Below are 21,695 nucleotides of genomic sequence, written 5' to 3'. Positions count from 1 at the left end.
GCACCGGCGACAGGATTCCCTTGCGGTGCAGACACATGCTCGTCGTGTCGAGCCTCGTCAGTGGACTGGTTCGCGGCTGCTCGTGCCGGTGCAGGTTGCCGCGTAGCGTCCGATTCCCGAGCGACCTGGGCGCGTAGCTCTGCAAGCGCACCAGTGAGCTGGCTGGCGATGCCTGACAGAGGGATCTTGGCGTTGACCAGCACCACCTGGAGGTCTGCGTCCAGTGTGCGCTGGACGTAGGGCGGCTCCGAGACGGTCCGAAACAGCCGCACGGTGTAGTCGTGCTCGGTGATCTCGCGGCTCAGTGCGCGGACCCACTCGGCAGCCACCCGCTGACGCTCCGGGTCGTGGCCCGCGTAGCTGCGGCTGAGGTCGGCGGGGTCCGATGCAAGCAAGTCATGCATCGGCTTCCAGCTCTGCGGATCGAGATCGACGCCCAGCCCGTGCAGCGCCAGCAACTGATCCACCTGGGAGGCAGGCACCGACGAGTTGCCCCCAAGGACCGCCTCGGCGTCCGGGTCGAGATACGCCCCGTCAGGCAGCACCGCGAGGAGCGCTTCATCACTGGGCATCGGTTCAGGTTCAGGGACGTCGATTCCGAGCCCAAGACGGACCATCCGCGCGACGGCCCCAAGGTCACCCCTGTGGACGGCGTCAAGGACCTCAGGGCGCAGCATGATCTCGTCGTAGGTGGCTTCGGTGAACATCGCGCCCGAGGTGCCCGCCTGATCCGTGGCCTCAGATCCCGGGCTCGTGGCGACCTCGAACAGCGACCCCGCATCGGCCGCGGAGCCGACGCGCGCGTCCACCGGTGTCGGCGTGGCCGGTCGGTCCGCGGTCGAGTCGGCAGTTCCCGCTTGTGCCGCCAGTTCCGGCCTCTCGCCGGCCAGCGCTGCGGGTGCCGTGCGCGCCCGCACCTGGGCGAGCGCGCCGGCCAGCACGGGGATGGTGTCGAGGATCCTTGCCCTGCCGTTCACCAGTACCAGCTGCCGATCGTGATACACGTCAGCCCGTGGCGTTCCCGGGTGTTCCGCAGCCTGACGTGCCCGGCCACGCCCTGCTGGTGGTGCAAGTGGCGTATCCGCAGCGAAGTAGTGCCGCACGGTGTATCCGCGAGCCTCGATCTCGCGCGCCAGCGCGATATGCCACGCGCGTCGCACCGCGGTGAGAGCGGGATGCATTCCGTGGTAGCTGTGGGCCGGATTCTCCAGATCCGACTTCAGCAGGTTGTCCATCGGAATCCAGGTGTCGGGCTTCCCTTTGACGCCTTGAGAATGCAGCTCCAACAGGTGATCGAGTTGGCCGGTGCTCACTGACGTTGGCCCGCCAAGCCGCACATCTGCCATCACATCGAGCAGAGCGCCGGGCGGCAAGAGCGCGATCAATTCCGTGTCCGCGTCGCCCTCCGACGTCGACGAGCGGGCTCGCAGGTCCTTCAGCGCACCCACCAGCGCTGCCGTCAGGCTGATAACCGGGTACGTGTTGTTGACCAGTACCACCCGATGCTCGTCGAGCACCTGGACCGTGAGCGACGACGGAGTCGTCGCGGGGATGAAGTGCCGCACGATGTAGCCGGTGGCCGCGATGTCGCGCGCCAGCGCCGCTCGCCACGCCCACGTCACCCGCTCGTGCTCGGGATCTGCTGGCCGATACTTCCGGTGCGGTTCAGCGGGATCAGTAGCTAGGAGGTCCCACAACGCCGTTACCGACCAGCCCGCTTCGACCTGGTCGTGCAACTGCACGAGCTGGTCGATGTGCTTGGCGGTAACCGATGTCGATGTTGCGAGCATGGCATCGGCCGCCGCGTCCATTCGGGACCCCGCGGGCAGCATGGACAGAAGCTCGTGGTCCGGCTCGGCGACATCGTCAGGTGGTGATGTGGCCAGGTCATCTGTCTCCGCCGCACCTGGTGGGAGTTCGCCGGGCTGCTCCACGCCGGGCGCGGCGAGCGGGACGCCTGGCGCGGTGGTGGCTGCCGACGCGGATGCTCGCAGGGCGGCGAGCGCCTTGACCAGGTCCCAGAAATGGCTGTTGACGGGAAGTCTGCTGTTGATCAGCACCACTCGACTCGAGTGCAGCACGTCGGTCTGTGGTGCGCTGACGCCCAGCGCGGGCTGGAAGTGCCGCACCGCGTACCCGTGAGCCGCGATGTCCCGTGTGAGCGCCGCCAGCCACGCCCGCGTGATCGGCTCGTTGCCGCGCGACGCCGTGAGCGGCTTGCTGGGATCCGCCGGGTCCCGCCGGTAGAGGTCGTAGATCGCGCTGAATAGGGTCTGCCCGGCCTCGACCTGATTCCACGTCTGGACGAGGTCGTTGACCTGATCAGGCGTGATGGACGTGCGCACCGACAGAGCGGCATCGGCGCGACGATCCATCCGGGTGTCCGCCGGCAGGACCGCCAGCAGATCCGCGTCAGGGTCGAGGACGTCAAACAAGCCGTCAGCGGCCTCAGCGACGTCGAGATGCGCGTCCGCCACGGGCGGCGTCGCGGCCTCGGCGTTGACGGGATCGTGGTCGATGCGATCGGGGGCCTTCTGCGCGCTGCTCGGATCAAGCGCGCCTGACACGGTGCGCGCAAGGACGCTCACGAAGGCGTCGGTGAGGTTGTTTGCCTGAGTGGTTGTGTGCAGGCGTGTGTTCACCAGAACGGTCTTGAGGTCGTGGCTGATCACGTACGAGGGGTCGCCTTGTCGCGCTGGCGTGTAGTGCCGGACGGCGTACCCGCGGGACTCGATCTCGCGTGCGAGCGCGACGTACCAAGGCGCGAGTTGCTCGCCTGAACCCGGCCTGGCGTAGATCGTGGTCGACGTGTTGTCCTGCTCGACCACCCCGGCGGGATCTGTCTTGAGGTGGTCGCCCAGCGGCAGCCAGGTGATCGGCTGGCCCGTCACACCGTCGGCGTGCAGTTCGAGCAGTCGTTGCAGCTGCGCGGGTGATGCCGTGGCGTGGGATCCAGCGAGGTGTCGATCGGCGTCCCGGTCTAGCGCCGCCCGGCTGGGCAGGACCGCCAGCAGGTCGGCGTCAGGAATCGCGGCACGTGAGAACAGGACATTCGCGTCTTCCGTGCCAACCTGCGACGGCACTGTGCTCGGCGCCGTGCCGGGCACAGGCGGGGGTTCGGCATCGGCGGCCGGGCGCGGCAGCGTCTCGGCGTTGGCCTGGTCAGGCTGGTGCCGCTGTAGGCGGGCGGCAGGATCCGCCAGTGGGACTGTGCCGTCGATCGGGAGGTCGCGGTGCGTCTGGGTCGCGCCGTTTTCGTGGGGCACGTCGCGCTCGATGATCACCCGCATGCGGGCGCGTGGCTGCGGCGTTACGTCCATCACGACGCCGCGCACCGGGCGGACGGGCTCGACCCCGGTGCGCTTGAACTCGGTGAGGTCCGGGTCGGGCTCAGTCAGCTCCGCGTAGTGACCGATGCTGTTGATTGGCAAGGACGGGTCCCCGCCGGCCAGCCTCTCCAGCGCTGCCCGCGCCCGCTCTACATCGAACGGCCCCGATGTCGCGCGGCCCACTGCGGCCGTGACCGCCCGCCGGTACACCTGCTCGTCGAGCTGGGGAAGCGTGCGCAGCACATCGTCGAGGTAGACACCTTGCCAGCTCGTCTTGCCGGACAGGATGGTCGTGACCATCGCCTTGATCTTCTCGTCCGTGCCGCGCTCGCCCAGGACGTGCGTTACGACGTGCTCGCGTTTACGGAGATCCAGTTCCGGCATCGGCGTTGCGAGCACGACAGGCTCGCTCGTGTCGGCGAAGTGCCAGGTGTCCTCGACAGCGTCGGCGTGCCGGTGCACAAGCGTGGTGTCGTCGACGCGAGCCATGACGACGGCTGCTTCCGCTGTGACAGACGGTTCAACCAGCCACTGGCCAGGCACAGGGGCCTGGCGTGCTACTCCCGAGAGACCGCACTGCTCCACCAGCATGCGGATCTCCTCCGCGGAGGGGAAGTCAACTTCCCACCACCCCGCTGAGTCGAATGGTCCAAATCGGATCGACACCTGCGGCATAACCTCGCCGTCGTGCGTGACGCCGAGCGCGAGCGACGCGTCGAGCCGCCGCCAGTGCTCGGTCGTGATGCCGGCCAGTTCGGTCAGCTGGTCCTCTATCAGCGTCCAGTGCTGGTCGCGCAGCATGCCGCGGATGTCGTTGATGCCGTCGACGTAGCGGACCTCGTCGTCGTATTCGTACTCATCAGCGGCGCCCCCATCGCGGGGCTGCACCGCGTCAGGCGAACCGGGCGTGGAGGTGAGGCCGCCGTGCTGGTCTTCCGGTGGTACGTCAGCGGCACGATCGTGTTCCTGGGCGGAGTCGTCGCCGCGAGTCTCCGCTTCCTGCTCTCCAATGGCCTGTGCGCTGGGCGCCGCTGAGGCCGGTACAGCCTCCGACGCCTCCTGCGCTGTCGTGGCCGCCTCGATCATCTGCAGCGCCGGTCGAGAGATCTCCGCCGCGGATTGCGCGCGACCGCCGTGCTCAAGGATCCACGACAACGACCCGAGATCGAGCCGCCTCTTGCCGCGGGTCACCGCCACGTAACCGAGCCGCAGCGACTCAGCGTCCGGCATCGCCCACTTCTCGGCCTTGTCGTCCCACTCCGGACCGCGGAAATCGTCGGCGATCAGGACCCGATCCCACTCCCGGCCCTTGGCCTTGTGCGCGGTGCTCACGATCACGTCGGGCTTGATGTCCTCGGCGGTCTCGTCCTCGTCAGCCAAGGCCTTGGCCATGTCGATCACGGTGTCGGGGCCGTACTTGTCGATGAGGCGCACCAGGGTCAGCAGCGACTGGGCCTCCTCGTGTTCCTCGGCGTAGTCCTGCACTGCCTGCCAGTCCGGGAAATGCCGCAGGTCCTCGTGCCACGTCCGTTGCCCCCGTTTGAGGAGGATGGCCGCCTTGGCGATGTCCTCGATGGCCTTGCCGCCGCCGACGAGCGCGACCCGTTTGCCGTTGTCCATCGCATCCAGCACTGCCGCGACGGCGCCCGCGTTGGTGCGGCACAGGATCGCGTCCGGCTCCTCGACCGGTCCAAGCACGGTGGGAATCGCCGGTGTGCCTTCCAGCTGCAGATCGGCCTTGAGTAGCCGCAGGAACCGATTTCCGACGTTCTCCACGGCCGTGCCGAACCGCCACGACTGTGTGAGCGAGAGCCGCACTTCCGCCGGCCAGCGGGTCAGGTAGTCCTTGGCGCCGCGGAATCCGTAGATGGATTGGTAGCGGTCCCCGACGACCACGACCTGCGCTGTCTGCGCCTGCACGACCATCGCCTGGACCTCGTTGCAGTCCTGGACCTCGTCGAAAAAGATCACGTCCGCGGGCAGGCGCGGATTGCTCAACGCCCAGACCTTTTGGTAGTCGTCGTGGACCAGGTTCAGCAGACCGCCGTCCGCACTGGACTTGTCCGCCCAGATTCGCTGCGCGAGCGCCAGCACCGCCTCGTCGACCACGTTCAACGCCACAGTTGGTGGCTCGTGCCCCAGGTGCTTCACGCCCAGGTCGACATCCGCGCTCTGCCGGTAGCGTTCGACCACACGCAGCGCCAGGCGCACCAGGTGCTCCGCTTCGATCCACTCCTCGTCAAGGCCAAAGCCCACCGCCAGGTCTGTGACGCTGAGGATCTCCGCGATCTTGTTGGGGAACCCGTCGTTCTTGGAGATCGAGGACAGCCGGGTGCCGTAGGGGGTGTTGATCAGTGCCGCCCGCGCGAAGCCGTGCATCGTGTTGACCGTGACGTTGCTCTGGAACTTCTCCTCGGCCTCGTTTGCGATCGCCCGGTTGAACGCGACGTACACGATCTGCTTGTCCGCGGCCATCTCAGCCAGCATCAGCAGGGTCGTCGTTTTTCCCGTGCCCGCTAGTGCCTCGACGGCGATGTCCGCGCCTGTGGCGAAGGCGTCTCGGGTCGCTTGCTGCTGGGGGGTGGGCGGAAACGCCAGCACCTCCGCACGCTTCTTGGCCTGCACCTCGAGGTTGCGCGCCTTCACCTCGCGGCTCGCAACGATCTCGGCCACGTCGAGCGCCGCGATCTGGGCCAGCACGTCCTTAACGGCTTGGGCGGCATCGGCCAGGCTCGTGCCTCCCGAGCGCGGAACCTCGTAGCGCCACACGTTGCCGTTCTCGCGCCGGCGGAACGAGAACTTGTGCTGAGGGTCCTTGAGCACCTCGCGAAGGCGCTGCTCATGCTTGCCACCGGTCGTACCGCGCACGATCACGGCGTCGTACACGATCTTGACCTGGACTCGGCGTGTCCAGTGGTTGCTGGGCAGCGACACGCTGTCGTCGGCCGGGAGCGTGTCGACCGGCGAGTGCCCAGGGACCAGATCGGGCTGTACATCCGCCGTGTCGGCGTCGGCGGCGTCGTCGCGGCTGCCGTCGGCAACGAGCGTGCCCATCGGCGGTCCGGCGGCCAGCGCAGGGTTCCTGGGTCCGGCGTGCGGTGTGCCGGTGTCGCCGGCGTCGGTGACGCGGGCGGCCGCGATCCGCTCCGCCAGTTCCACGGGGTCGACGCCCAGCCTTGACGCGGCGCGTGCTCCGTGCACCGCTACCGGCCCTGCCTCATTGACGCGGTTGCCTGGCAGCAGAGTGAACAGTTCGACCACCAGGTCGACCACGGTGGGATCGCCCGTCCATGCCGAGTCCGGCCAGCTGTCGAGCATCGTGCCGAGCACAGCGTCGCTCAACGCACCGATCTCTAGCGGGTGCGCCTCACCCGCACGCCGCGTGCTCGCGCCGATGTGGCGCAGGGGCAGCGTGGCGATCAGGGCGGCGGCTTCGCGGACCGCGCTGAGGTGGCCTTCCACCTCGGTCAGCTTGTCGGCCCACCGTGCGGCGATCTCGTCGACGAGCACGTCTTGCGCGGGCCGGCTGTGCGGTGGTTGCAGGTAGGCCGCGACATGGTCCTCAGGTGTGGCGCTACCCGCGAACTCGGCAGGGTCCATCCCGTCCGGCAGGGTCGCGATGGCCAACTCCGGATAGACGCGCACGGCGTTCCTCGCGATCGCGAGTGCGGCCTTGTGTCCGGCGTTGTCCGGGTCGAAGGCGAGCACGCGGAGCCGGGCGAGAGGAACGACCGCGTCCAGCGCGGCAAGGTGCTCGGTCGTCAGCGCGGTTCCGCAGGTACCCACGGGCATCAGTTGCCGGTCGTCGCCGGTTCGCACGAGGATCGCCGCGGTGTCGAAGGGACCCTCGACGGGGACTGGAACCGCCGTGCGCGCCCGGTCGCGTTGCTCGTAGAGCCCGAACAACAGGGTGCGCTTGGAGAACAGCGGAGTCTCGGGGGTGTTGAGGTATTTCGCCCCTTCGTTTCCGGGCATGGCACGGCCGATGAATCCCGCGACGCGGCCTTGCAGGTCCCGGATGCCGAACATGATCCGGTCGTAGAAGAAGTCGAGCAGAGCACCATTTTTGACCCAGGCGACGCCGGCGTCGACCAGGTCCTGATCCTCAAATCCCTTGGATCGCAGGTGCGTGACGAGGCCGCGCCACCCGGCCGGTGCGTAGCCGATCAGCAGGCCAGCGTCGCGAGCTCGCTCCAGGGCCGCGGACGATCCGAGCCGGGTCGGTCGGGCCAGGTATTCGTTTGCCGGCAAGGAGTTACGCAGTTGCTCATCGAACCAGCGAGCCGTTTCCTCGTTGATCCTGGCGTAGGTGTCGACCTGGTACGTCGGGCCGATCAGTGCGGGCTCGGCCTCAGGCCGTGCCGTGGTCGTCAGGCCCTGCTCGTCACCGGCGTTCTCGACGGTGGGAGCGGCGGTGGCCTCGGACGTCATGTGACTGGCCTGTGCCTGTGCGACTGCGTGCCGCGCACGCTGCCAGAGGTCGTGGCGGTCGGGGTCGGCGAGCTCGGCCAGATCGAGCAGGTCCAGCGCCATGTCGAAGTCACGGTTGCGGTTCGCGACCGAGGCCTTGCTGTAGTGGCTGTTCGCTGTGCGTTCTGCTTCGGCCTTCTCGGTGTCGCGTCGCTGCGCGATCGCGGCGTGGTTGGGCAGTCCTCGTACCACCTCGGGGTGCTGACGGACCCACTCGGTGATCCACTCCCATTCCTGCCAGCTGCCGTTGAGGTGGCCCTCGGCGGTCAGGTAGCGGCCGACATCGGCATCGAGCTTGTGATAGCCGGAGGCGTGCTCTCGGATCTCTCGCAGGACCAGGGCTTCCCGTTCCGGCGTGAGCGTCAGCGGCCCGGCGAGGTTCTCGGCTCCTCGCACAGCGTTTTCGGCCGACTGGGCGTCGTGGATCGCCTCCAGGGCCTCGTGGACCAGAGTCGCGATCTCGAACTCGTGCGGTGATCCAGCCAGCATGTGCGGGGCGAGTTGTGCCAGCCTGCGCGGCCAGTCCCGCACCATGGTGTCCGCGGTGAAATGGGCCGCGTTGAGAACCAACCGGTGAGCGGCGAGATGCTCGGCGGCGGAACTCTGAAGTTGCCGTCCGGCACCGTCGAAAATCTCGTCGGTACCGGCTTTGTATGAAAGCACCGGAGGGTTCGGGGCCGAGGGTTCGTGGACGGTGACGAACGCCGCGTCGCCGACGCGCACGACGGTCGCGTGCAGCCCGTACTCGGCTGCCAGGGCGCGCCAGGCGCGCAAGGTCTCCGGCAGCCGTGGGGCGGAGTCGTGCTGCCCTGGACCGGGCGCGGGCTCGCGCCCGGTGTTGCCGGGGTCGAGCGTGCCGGGAACGCCCGTGGTCTGCAGATGCGCAGGCAGATCGAGGACAAACGGCAGTGCGGCCCGTGCCGGCCGCACCTGCGGTTGCGCCTGAGCGCCGGTGAGCAGGGCGACGTCGGCGGGTTCCGCGGCGATCCGCCGTGACAGCCACAGGACCCGGTCGCGCACCGGCAGCGTCGCGGCGAGCCTCCACTGCTGGCCCTGCACCACGATGGCGTCGGGACCGGTGTTGTCGAGCAGTACCCCGTCGCCGTCGGAGAGTGCAACCAGGTCGCGCTTGGCAGCCACCTCGACCAGGTGCCGCCACCGGTTCTCCAGCCGCTGCGGGTCATGGGTGCCACCGCTGATGAGCGCGTCGCGGCGGGCCCGCAGGGACTCAGCGATCGCTTCCGCCATCGCGACGATGTTGAGGGCGAGCTGTTCGCGAGGCTGTGAGCCGCGCACCCGAGCGTGAGGAACCGAGACGAGTGCGCGGGCGTGGTCAACCTCAACCGTGCCCGTCGTCGACTCCACCACGGTGAATCCGGCCTGGAACAGACGCGTCTCCAGGACGTGTGCGATCTGACCGGCCATCTCGAACACAGGCTCACGTGGCTCACCCGCACGGAGAGCCCAGGCGACCAACGCGTCGGGGTCGGACGCGGGCGGCGGGTCCAGTGGTGTGGCGGTGATGCACTCCTCGACGGTGGGCAGCTTTCCCTCTGCCATCAACCTGAGCAGGTTCGCGTCGTCGCCAGACGCGCTGCCTGTCGCGCCGGCGATCACCTGAGCCAGCGCTTCTTCCAGCATCGACACCGAGTACAACGCGCCGTGCCCGTGCTTGACGTCGATCGCACCGTTCTCATCGAAGTGCGAGCCGCCGTAAGCGCTGGTGCGAACCACCTGGGTGTTCAGCGCGTGCGCCTCTGCCAGCAGCAACCTCCAACGCTGCTCAAGCTCGGGGCCGGTCATCACCATCAAGTCGGCCCGATGCCCGCGCAGCACCCGCTCACCCAAGGGAGCGTCAGCGAGCAGTTTCAGCGGCTCGCGGTCGAGATCCGACACCGCGAACAACTGCTCATTGCCCACCTGGACAGGCTCGATCTGATCGCTGGACCCGGCCTGCTGCTCGTCGAGCAGAGCAATCACCCTGTGCCGCAACACGTCCGCTCTGCGGCCTGCATCCGCGCAGGCGTGCACCAGCGTCGTGCGGATCTGGTTGCCGCCCTCCGCGGTAGCTAGCCAGGTCTCGTCCAGGACGATGCGTTCGACCCCGGGATGCCCAGCGACCGCCAGCTCCGCGAGGACGTGCCCGCGGCGACCAACGAAATTGATCCCGACCGATCCCCAAGTCAAGTCCACGTCGCCGCCGAGTTCTGGCTGGATGCCATCACGGGCGCAACGCGCAAGGTAGGCGAGCAACTCCCCGAGCGTGTCCGGGTCAGCCCACCGCGGATCAGGCTCTGGTGCGAGGCCAAACCGTGCGTCCTCACTGACGCTGTGTGGTGCGGCCGCAGCGGCAATTAGGTCCAGTGTCGCGGCCTGGGCGGACATCGCTCGGACCTGCGTGGCCTGTGGAGCATCGCCCGCCACGGCACCGAGCAGTGCCTGTTCCTGCTCGGCGAGCCGGTCACGCAGCGCGCGAACCTCGCGCACCTGGTCCAGCAGCACGCCCTTCACCTCGAAGAACGGCAGGTCCCTGTTGGTGTAGATGACGCGCCTACTGTCTTGGCGCACCACGTCCTCGGATTGCGTCGCGCGCATCCACGCGTAGCTGGCCTGTTCGAGTTCGATGAGCAGCGCCCGGTGCAGCTCCTGCAGGCCGTGTTCGCGTTGCTCTCGCCGCGCCAGCACTTCTTGCACGACCTCGTCCTGCTCAGTCACGGAACCAGGCGCCGCGGCCAGGCGACGCGTCAGATCCACATCGCTGTTGTCGGTGGCGGACAGGTCGTGCAGATCGAGGTCGACCGCGATACCCGCGAGCCGCAGTGCCGCCACGACGCCCTGGACGCGGTAGACGATCCGGTCCTCGGGATCGTCGTGGACCGACTGGACAGGCGCGGTCCCCGTGGAGCGCGGCAGCGTCCACGCCAGCGTCCTGCCGACCGGAGTGTCGACGGTGCGTGGCTGCCAGCCAGCGCGCTCCCCGCGGATCGCCTCGGCTGCCTCGCTACCTCCACCGCCGTACACCAACGCGCCGAACTCGCGGGAGTAGTGGACGGTCACCGCGGGCCCATCCCCCGCATTCACGAAGTCGGTCCTCGCGGCGCCGGCCGTCGAGGTGCTGGCCGGGGGCGGCCAGATCAGCTCCCCGGAGTTCATAAATTCCATCAGCTGCGCGCTCGTCAGCGTGACACCGTCGACCTTGTAGACTAGGCGCGCATCGCGCCGCCCTACGGACTCGGTGCTCACCTCGACGTTGTGCCCGTTGTCCCGGCCCCAGGCATGAAGCAGATTGGGCAAGGCGCTGCGGGTGGTCTCCACGGTCACCGATGGCGCCGGATTCTCCGCTGCGGTCTGGTCACCGCTCTTGGCGTGACCACCGGCCCCGGTCCCGGCGTGCTCCGATCGGGCTTGTCGGGCTCGGACGCCGGCTGAGTCCGCCAGTTCTGTCAGCTTCTCCCGCAACGTGGGAGACGCCGTCTGGGAGATCCACGCTGGGTCGATGATGAGGGTGTCGAGCACACTGCCGGTGGGTGAACACAGCTCGACCGCGGTGTCGCTGAACCGCAACCGCAGACCTCGCCACCGAACGACATCCGTGTCTTGCCCGATAGCGAGGTTCGGGGGCGCCGTACCGTCACGTGCTGCCCGCGCGTATCCGACAAGTGCCCGATCTGCTTCCTGCACATGCAGGATGTGCGGCATCAGACCGTCGACCACGAAGCGATCCGCGTGCGAGTCACCAGCCAGCGCGCGCTCACTTGTCGCCACGAGTTCTTCCAACGCCTCGGCACGCTCAACCGACGTAGCAACCAGGGCCGGTTGAGCCTCGACCGGGCCGACCTCGGGCCCTGTCTGCGGAGAGAACCCGACCTCGGGCTGGCTGCCGCCCGCCTCAGCGCTGCGTGGTTCGCCCAAGACGCCGTCGCCCTGTGCCGCGGTCTCGTGCCGCGGTTCGGTGGCGGGGGCGAAGGCGTGTGCCGCTCGCATCGAGTGCTGGCGGAGGTCTTCCGCCGTGTTCGGAAGGTCGGCGGCGTTCTCGAACATCGCCCACCCGCCCCCTGCTGCGATCCAGTCCAGGCGTGTCCGGACCAGTGGGCCGGGCTCGGCGTCTGGATAGGACACTTCCACGAAACGGCTCATCCGGTCGTCGTGCCAGCTGGTCGGCACGCGCAGTACGGCTCGGCCAGGATCATCAGCCTGGCCGGTGTCCTCGACTCGATCGGCGGAAATGTCGATCCACTTGCGACTCGGCGCGATGGCAGAGACCCGCCACGCCACAGGCTGTTGCTTGCCACCGGACCAACTCGTCCAGGCGACGTGGTCATCGGCCTGCGCACGCGAGAGCCGTTCGATCTCGGTCGGTTCCGGTGAGTGCAGCTCCGCGATCACGTTCGCGGCGCGGCGCAGCACCGCCGCCCTTGGCTCCTTCGGATGGAACCGATCATCGTCCGCGACCGCGTCCGCGCGCTCACGCAGGAGGCCGACCGCCTCTTGGGGATCCCCGCCGAACCCCAGCACCGTGGCGACGCGCAGGAGCCGCATCGACTCCTCATCGGCCGCCTGCAAGGCGCTGGCACGCTCGAACGGCACGTCGTGCGGGCGGACCACCCGCACGAGGCGGGCCAGCGTCTGCAGTTCACGCCATGAGGGCTCCGACAATCGGCCGCCGATCGTGTCGGGTGTGCGTTGTGCCAAGCGATCCGCCGCGTGCGCGAACTCGTCGGTGCCGGTGACCGAGGGCAAGGTTGCCGCGAGGTGCATGATCGCGGCCGAGTGCAGCGCGGCGGCGCCGCTGTTGCGGCCCGCTCCAGCGGCAGGCGTCGATCCGTCGTCGTTGAGGTCGGTCCACTGGCGCAGCGCGCGCCGCACGTCGCCGGCGCTCTGTGTCCAGTCGATCTGGCGGCCGGTGATGTCGGTCAGGCACTCCAGCGCCTCGAGGTAGCCGGGAATGGCCTCGTCCGGCAGGGTGAAGCTCGCTTGGGTGCGGTCGTGGTCGGTCTCTCGGGCGCTGACCTCGTCGATCTGGTGCGGAGCGTGGTGGACGCCGCGCACCAGGGTGCCGACCTGCATGCCGGAGGCCACGTGCACCACGAACCACCGTGTGGGTCCGCCGTGGAGCTTCGCCCGCCAGGCCCACAAGGCCCCGGACGGTGACGGGACCGCGCGGGACTTGGAGAACGAGCTGACCGTCGGCTGCCCGATGCCCAGGGTCTTTACGTGCGAGACAGCGGCGTCCTTTGTGGAGAAGGGCGACATCGTGACCGGGCCGGGGTTTGCCGGACGGGACACGATTTGACGCAGCCGCCCGCCGTGCCCGGTCTGCAAGGCTCGTGCCGGGGCTGGGGCAGCAGTCAGGGGCGTCGCATCGTCCGGCCGTGCCAGGGCGTCCCTTGCCGTGGCAGACGCCTCCGCACGGGCAGCGGGAGCGGCCTCGTTTTGCGCGCCATGTGTTGCCGCAGCGTCCACGACCGGCTCATCTCGCGGCGAGGGGGGCGGCTCCGCCGCTGAGGGCGCGGGCAGGCCCCACACCGCGCGGGCTGCTCGGACAGGCTCCTCGCCGGGGTCGAGAATGAGGTTCGGGTCGTTGCGGTCCAGGAAGAACACGTCGAACGTGCCGTCGTCGAATCGCACGACCTGCGCCGGGGCCCGATGCCTGGGGTCGTTCGGCCGCACCACCGCGTCACCGGTGACGCGACCCACGCGAGGGCGACCATCGAAGCCGTCAGTGACGGGCCCGGCGAACAGCACCACCGTGCCCGCCGGGAAGTGCCGCTCGTCGTCAGCAGGCTGCACGAGTTCCCTGTCCGCTCCCCACGTTCCGTGCGAGGTCGGAGCGGACAGTCTCCGCCCCATGCCCGGATCGAGCCCGGCACGCTCGTGATCAGGCCCGCCGAGGAAACGGACGTCCACCTTGGGACTTCCGGCGGTGTCGAACTGGTGGAACCCGCCGTCGGCGAACTCGATGCGGTAGGCCTCGGTCATCGGCGTGTGCCCGCGGTTCATGCCCTGTGCACGCCGTCTCTTGCCCTGCAGCCACGCTTTGCCCACGCTGGCCACGACGGCGACGTGGTTGTCGATGCGGACCTCGTCGCCAGGCGCGACTTCGGTGATGTCGCGGCGAAGACGGAAGCCCTCGACGTCGACCGCGCCTCCCACCGGGCCCGGCACTGCGACCAGACCGCGCCGGGGCAGATGAACGACTCCGCGTCGCTCACCCCATGCGCTGGCGATCTCGGCGCGCACTTCGTCGAAGCGGCGACCGGTGCTGTCACGCCAGCCCGCCACCCACGCGTTGCCCTTGGCGGTGAAGGGAATCAGGGTGCCGCTGCGGCCCCGCAGGTCGGCAAGCTCCTGCGCGAGCTCGGCCACCGCCTCGCGACTGACCTTCGGCGGCTGTCGGCGGTCGGCGCGGTGGAAGTCCTTGCCCTCCAGCACAGTCCAGCCGTTGGCGAGCAGACTCCATTTCGAGGTGTCCGGGGACGTGATGTACAGGCAGCCCTCGGCGGCGCGGTACGACTTCGGTGGTTGCTCGAACGTGAGCGGCGCGGCCTCGGCGATCTCCTCACTGTCGATGATCTGCTGCTGGCTGCGCTCGAACTCGCGTCGTTCGGCACGGACGTGGTTCGCGCGCGTGCGGCGCGCTTGTGCTCGCGTCCACCGCGCGCGGTAGGCCTGATCGTCGTTCTCCAGGGGCGCGACGCCATCCGTGTCGTGCCGTGGGATGACCAGCCGCTCGGGTAGTTCCCGCTCGTCGGGCCACTGACCGCGCGCGGCGGTCACCAGCGCTTGCGGCGTCGGCGGCCGCTCCTCACTGTCGACCACCAGGAGGTCGATCATGCCGTGGTCGGCCGCGACGAGCGTGAGCCGCTGTTCGCCGCGGTACCACTGCGACGACCGCGACCCAGCCGACGTCTCAGGCCGATCGTCACGAACCCACGCGTGCGCGGTGAGGATTCCTTCCCACAGCCGGGTACCCGTGGCCGCATTGGGCGCGGCGGCGCCGGGCAGGGCGCTGCCCGCTCGGGCGATCTGCGCGATGACAGCGTGACGCCACCGCTGTGCGGCGCCGGCCGCGCTCTCCACGGTGTCCACCACCGTGGCGCGAATCGAGTCGCTTTCGCTACTACGCGAGTCCGGCAACCGCACCTCGTAGTTCAAGCGCGGTTCCTCCGCAGTCGCGATCCGCGCCCGAAGCCCATCTTTGTGCTGGACCATCGTGATATTGAGGCCCGCCCACTTCCACGGATCGCTGGTAACTCCCAGCCAGCGGAACACCGCCTCATCGTGAGTGATCTCCATGCCGCCGCCCGGCGTGTACCAGGGCGTGGCGTCGATGGAGGCCGCGTGTACCGAGAGTCGTGTCAACGCGGCGACCTCGGCCAAGCGATCCCGGGTCCACGACAGGGTGCGCCCGCGCAGACCGGTCGCAGCCAACGCGGCGATCTGCCCCGGCCGAGCCTGTGGATCGGCGAAGTCAACCTCGCCGAAAAGCGAGTCGACCAACTGGGCGGCGGACAGGTAGTTGCGGTGCTCGCGTACCTCACCCACCTGTGAGGCGAGTTCGAGGACCTCGTCCTCGAGTCGCGAACGACGCGCGGTGGCCACGGTCCGGTTGCGGTGGTCGACTCGGCTACCTCCTGCCCCGGTGCCGGAGGTGTGCTCATAGCCGCTCGCCCCGAGTTCCGCGAGCAACACCGACACCCTGGCCAAGGACGGATCACTGCCCTCGTCGATGTCGAGGGTGTCGAGAACGTCCTGCCCGCGCCGTGCGACCTCGGACTCCGCCACGTCGATCGCGGAAGCCTCGTGTGCCGCGCCGCTGCTGTCGGAGTTGGGTGTGACCGCCGCCGCCCGCGGAGAGGGCTCGGTCGTCGTAGCCGCGACGTCGCGGGAGGAGACCTCGTCGGTCTGGACGCGTGAACCGGGCAGCGCCGTGGCTCCGACTGGGAGCGGTGGCAGTCGCATGCTGCGTGCCAGTTCGCCGACGACCTGTGCTCGCAACCGATCCGAGGACTGTTGAGCGGTCCTGACCGCGGTGGTGATCGCGTCGAGCATGCTCGTGCCGGTGCTGTCAGCCGAGCTGGGCAATCGAATCCACACCGAGGCCGCTTGCCCGGTGGCTGGCGTGATCTGAGCCTGCCGACCCGCCGTGTCGCCGTGAACGGCGACGGTCAACGCGCCGAACTTCACTAGCGTCCCGCGCACGGAGTTGACCCAGACGCTGAGGTCGGCGTCGGTCTGCAGCTCGCCCTTGCCCGGAGACGACAACGTCGCCGTGGGCGCGAGCGCCGCAGCTTCCGCGACACCGAGCCAGGCGGCGGCCTCCAGGAGCCGGTCGGTGCCGAACCTCGCCGCCCCGCCGGCGAGGCCGATGCCCCTGATCCTGCGGGCGAGCGCAAGGCGGTCGTCGATGCCGCTGAACTCGGTGAGAATGTCCCCGATGGCGCGGTCGGCGGCGTCCGCGTTGATCTGCTGGCGTAGTTCGCGAACGCGCTCGTCGAGCACGCGTGCCTCGTTGGCGGGTGACTCCGCATGGCTGGTCACCACGTGCCGCTGCTGGACATCGAGCACCACCGGGCCAGCCTCACTGGTGCGTGTGTGCGTGAAGCCGGCGTCGCTCAACTCGCGCAGCAGGTCGTCGCGCGCCCAAACTGCGTCGAGGTCGGAAACTTCGGCATCATTGCGCGCGCCGTGCCCACCGTCCGGGTCCGAGTCGCCGCCGTCTGAACGCTGCCGAGTCCGCTGGTCGGTGCTTGCTGCCGCAGCGCTTGATGCCACGGCCGTGCCGCTGGTTTGCGGGACGCGGGCGTCCGGTTCGGACACGGCGGCTGTTTGCGGTGACTGAGGAGCGGTACCAGAGCGTGGTGCGGGTCGTGTTGTGCGCGCGGAGGGCGTTGTTCGCGGCTCGCCGCTCGTGGTGCCGGGTGAGATCGCACCAATAGTGCGAGATACGGTCTGATCAGCGGGTGGCTCGGTGTGCTCCGAGGCGCTGCGGACGTAGACGTTCAACTGACCTGTGGCGTTGTTGATCAGGTCGGCGAGCTCGGCGAAGCGCCCGGAGGCCCATGGCTGCCCGAGCAGGGTCGCGCCGTCGTCACTACGGCGGCTGAGCTGGTAGTCCCAAGGCTGTTGGTGCGGTGCGCCATCCTTGCCGACGTGCTGGCTGACCGTGATGTCCACACCGAACAGGTGCCGTCCCGACCAGACCCGCGTGCGGCTGTCTGGGCCGCGTACCTCCGAGAGAACAGTCTGGTCGGACAGAGTGATCGTTCGTCCTGGAGCCGCAGGCCTGAGTTCAGTTTTCTTGCCGGCGGACTGCGCCGCCGCACTGTCAACGAGTTCGCTGCCGCTGCCTGCTGGCACAGCTGGGCCATCCGGTGTGGCCGGGAGCTCATCGTGCAGGACGACGTAGTCGCCATCGATCACAGGGGCGGTCGGAGCCAGAACGCCAGGGGGCAGCCGTGGACGGTCAGAGACGTCGACATCCGTTTCGCCGATCTCGCGCAAGTAGGCGACGAGAGCCCGCCGCTGCACGTGCACCTCGTGCGCCTGGCAAGCGAGTGTGAAGAGCTGCTCGTTCTGTTTCGAACGCTCCTTGGCCCGTTCAACGGCGTCGACGTCGGCGGACGCTCGGACTTCCAGGACCTCGAGTGTGAGCCGATCGCGCTCGGCGCGCGCGTCATCCAGTTCCGACTGCTTGAGGAAGGGCTTGTCGAGCTGACGACGGGCCGCCTGCGAACGGTCCTTCAGTTCGGTGCTGACAGCGCGGCGTGCGGCGGCGTCGTCGCGAGCCGACGCCAGCAGGTCGGTCAGCGCCTGGCGGATCCGGAAGTGCTGCCCCTTGTTCAGATACTGCAGATTGAGCTCAAGCCGGTACTGGTCGACCGTCGAGACCAGGCCGTGAGGCCGAATTACGGCGTACAGCGCGTCGTGGCGCCACCCGAACGACCGCACCTCGAACGTCAGGCCGCAGTCGTTCCAGCGCAACGTCATGCCAGCCTGGCCGATCGGTTCGACACCACGCTGAACCTCGGCGGCGCTGCGCTTACTTCTGGCCGCGGTACGGGCGTCGAACGCCTTCTCCGCCAGGCCGGCGAGCACGGTGTCGATGTGCTTAGCGGCGATGGGTTGCTCGTCGTCGGTGAAGAACCCGCCCCGTTCCTGCGGCGCATTCAACGCGGTGTCGGCCAGCGCCTCCAGAGCGCTGGCCTCCGAGTCGTTGACGGCGGCGAGCCGGTCGTTGCTCTTGATCTGGTTGTCCAGCCGCCGTTGATCCCGGTGGTGCTCGGCCGCGAGGTCGCTGAGGGTCTTGACGTTCTGCTCGGCGGTGGCCAGCTCCATCAGCATGGTGTTTCCGGACGCCAAGGCCTTGACTTCGGCGTAGTTCATCGACAGGTCGCCAATGTCCTCGACCTCACGCAGGCTGGGATCCAGCTTGCTTCCGAACAACTCTCGGATGAACGTCGCCTTGTAATCGAGCTTGCCGAACATGAACGCGTCGAAGGTCTCTTCGGCGACGTAGGTGGTGATCTCGATGGCCTCCGGCCACTCCTTTGGGATCGGTTCTCCGCGCTCGCGCATCTGCGCGATGAGGTCCGCTAGGGCGACCATGCGCGAGCCAGGCCGAACGCCGCGGCCTTCGCGCTGTTTCATGTCCGAAGGCCGCCACGGCGCGTCGATGTGGTGGATGCGCACCAGCCGGTCCTGGACGTTGACGCCGACGCCGCCCTTTTCCGTTGAGGCAAGCAGCACGGAGACCTTGCCGTTGCGGCAGTCCGAGAACAACTGCGCGCGCTGCTGGTCGTTGCGCGCCTCATGGATGAAACGCACCCTGTCGCGAGGAACGCCTTCAGCGACCAGACCCTCGCGAATCTTCGAGTAGATCTGGCCCGGTGTGCTGTTGGCATCGCGTTTGTCTTTGCCCCCAGGCGTGCCGAGGTCGCAGAACACCAACTGGAAGCCGCCACGCTGACCAGTGACCGCATCGGCCTCGTGTTTGGAGTCCGCGGGGAACTGTAGGTGCTGCGTGCGTCGGTAGGTGGCGACGATGTTGTCGATCGCCTTGTCGTACTTACCCGGAAGCGGGTCGTAGACCTTGACCATCTCTGGGTCGCTGGCGAGCTTGCGGGCGTCGGTGGCGATCCAGAGGATGTTGTCCGCGCCCGGTTCGGGGCGCTGTCCCTTCACCTGCTCGGCGCGCCGGGCGATCCAGCCCATCGCGGCTTCCTGGACACGCGTGCGCGGAACCACCTCGTTGACGCGGTCGACGGGTGGCAGCACCAGGCCGAGCTGTTCCTGCGACTTGATGTCCGAGCGCTCCCCGAGCAGCATCAGCAGCTCGTAGACGTTCTTGAACCGGGTGGGTCGGCGCTTCATGCGCGGTGTCTGCCCGTCCGGTGAGATTTCCTGGACGTCCTCGAACAACACGCACCAGCGGGCCCACGCGTCGGGGCTGTGCATGGACAGCTGCTCAAGCCGCTCCGGCATGAGGTAGTGCTGGACGACGTAGAGCTCCAGCATCGTGTTCGACACCGGGGTACCAGAGAAGAACGTCGCGACCCGGTCACGCTGGTTGCGCAACCAGTTCAGCTTCATGTCCAAATCGGACGCACGCTTGGACGCCGACATCGAGAAGCCCTCGGTGTGGCACGGCACCTGAAGGTTCTTGAAGTAGTGGAACTCGTCGACTAGCAGGTAATCGACGCCGAGCTGTTCGAAGTAGATGGACTTGTCCGAGCCGGCGTAGTCCAGCAACGCCCGGGAACGTTCCTCCAGGCTGGCGATGAGCTTTTCGACTTGCTTGACGCGCCGGTCGGACGCGCCTGTCTCATTGTCCTCGGCGTCGACGGAGCCCATCGCAGCGGTCAGTGACGCCCGGTAGTGCGCGGCGAGGTCCGCCAGATACTGGGACTGGAACTGCTCGTGCATAGAGATTCTGGTGAACGCCGGGTGGGTGATGATGACCGCGTCCCAGTCCTCGCTCACACAGCGGCGAGCCCACAGCTGGCGGCTGCGCCAGTCCGACATGCTGTACTCGTCGGCCACGAGCAGCTTGATCCCGGGAACGCGTTGCTTGATCTCGCGGGCGATGTCCTCCAGCGTCGCCTTCAACACAACGATCATCGGCTTGTTCGCGAGCCCGAGCTGCCGCAGCTTCACCGCGGTCATCGCCATGATCGTGGTCTTGCCGCCGCCCACGTCGTGCCCGCACAGGGCCGCCTTGTTGGAGATGGCCCGATAGACCATGTCGCGCTGCGACTGGTAGGGCACGAAATCGGCGGCCATGCCGGGGACGGTCAGGTGGGAACCGTCGTAGTTGCGCAGCACGGTCGCGTTGAAGGTGCGGTTGTACTTGTCGCACAGCCGGTCCGCGCGGTCGGGGTCCTCCCACAGCCACTCGCTGAACCGGGCCGCGATCAGTTGCTGCTTGGCTTTGGCCTGCAGGGTCGCGGCGCGGTCGACGACCGGGACCTTCTTGCCGTTCTCCTCGATGGTCGTCGTGACTTCGGCGACGCCACCGTTGAGCTCGGTCTCGATCAAGGAGTAGGCGTCGCGCTTGTCGGTGCCCCACTCGGCGGAGGCCTCTGGCCGCGACCGATCGTATTTGCGTCCTACCAACAGCGACCAGGTCGAGGTCAGTGGCTCCCGGCGCACCGCGAGCTTGCCCTTGGGCTTGAGCAGTTCCCGGATGAACGCCTCGACGTCGCTCTCCGGGATCCAGGAGGCTCCGAGCTGGCCGTAGATCTCACCCGGCACGAGATCGCGCGGCTGCCGCTCCTGCAGGGAGACGACGTTGCGGGAGTAGACGTGCGGCTCGCGCTCCGCTGCGGCGACCGCGTGGTCGAGTTTGACCCGCACGTCCCCGGACAGGTACTCGCCGGCCTCGGTCCACTCGCGTGTGATCGGATCCAGGTACGCCAGATCGCCGAGAACTGGTGGTACCTGCTCGACGGTGAGATCGAGCAGATCCGCGATCATGGGCAGATCGAGCCGGTTGTGCTCGTCCAGGCTCAACGCGACCGCGTCGGCCGCGGAGTTGACCTGTGTGAGGCGGACCGGGGCCTTGTTGACCCTGGTGGTGAAGATCGCGTACTTGGTGGCGGTCTGGTTGTCGCGGTCCCAATCCTCCAGCGCCAGCACCGTCGTGTAGTCCGGGTCGGTGCGGAACCGGTACATGATCTGCGGGAGCCGCTTGGTGACGGTGGGCAGCCCGGTCTCTTCATCCGGCTTTCCGGTACTGATCGTGACCCGGTTGACGAAGCCGAACCGCGCGACGTAGTCGTCGTAGCAATTGTTGAGGTGCTGCCTCAGCTCCGTGAGCTCGGCGTCTATCTCGCCCACTGCCCGTGTCGCGGTCTCGTGCTCGGCACGCGCTCGCTGCTCGTCATCGCGGGCCGTCTCGAGTGCGATGTCCGCCTGACGAATCGCGTCGAGGGCCAAGGCGCGGGTCGTCGCACCAGGAAGGGGGCTGTTGTTCCGTGCTGGTGGGTCGGTGAGGGCTGTGAGCAGTACGACCTTCGCGGCCGCGAAGCCGCGCTGGCGACGTGCGGCGGCGTCGGCGCGTTGCTCGGCGCGCTGCGCCGCGCGCTCCTGGTTGAGTGCCTCCTGCTCACGCTCCTGGACGGCCAGCGTCGCATCGCGCAGCGCCACCAACGCGGTCAGTTCGGCGAGCTGTTTGCCCTTGAGGTCCTCGAACTTGTACTCGTCGTTCGCTTGGCCTGCGGAGACATGGTCCGCGGGCTCGTGCGCCGCGGCGTCGTGGTCGAGGGTGGGATCTATGTCCTCTTCGGACGTGTCAGTGGGCTCGCCGGGACGGTGAGCAAGTCCTTTCGCGTAGTCCCTCAGGCGATCGGGGATGTCGGCGTGCTCGCCGAGGTTGACGCGGGCGCCCTTGAGCAT

General features: G+C 68.3%; 1 protein-coding gene (cut by a window edge). It reads right to left on the bottom strand.

Annotated elements, in window-relative coordinates; all coding sequences use genetic code 11:
- Nucleotides 1-21,695, bottom strand: the 5' portion of a protein-coding gene (locus tag ACIQF0_RS01810) for a UvrD-helicase domain-containing protein (protein WP_401027649.1). Its footprint begins 5,566 nt before the window's first position; 21,695 of the gene's 27,261 nt are visible here — the first part of the coding sequence; the start codon lies at nucleotides 21,693-21,695; the stop codon falls past the left edge of the window.

Source organism: Lentzea sp. NPDC092896, from assembly GCF_044754905.1.
GTDB lineage: Bacteria > Actinomycetota > Actinomycetes > Mycobacteriales > Pseudonocardiaceae > Lentzea.
This window is presented reverse-complemented; position numbering and strand designations above follow the sequence as displayed.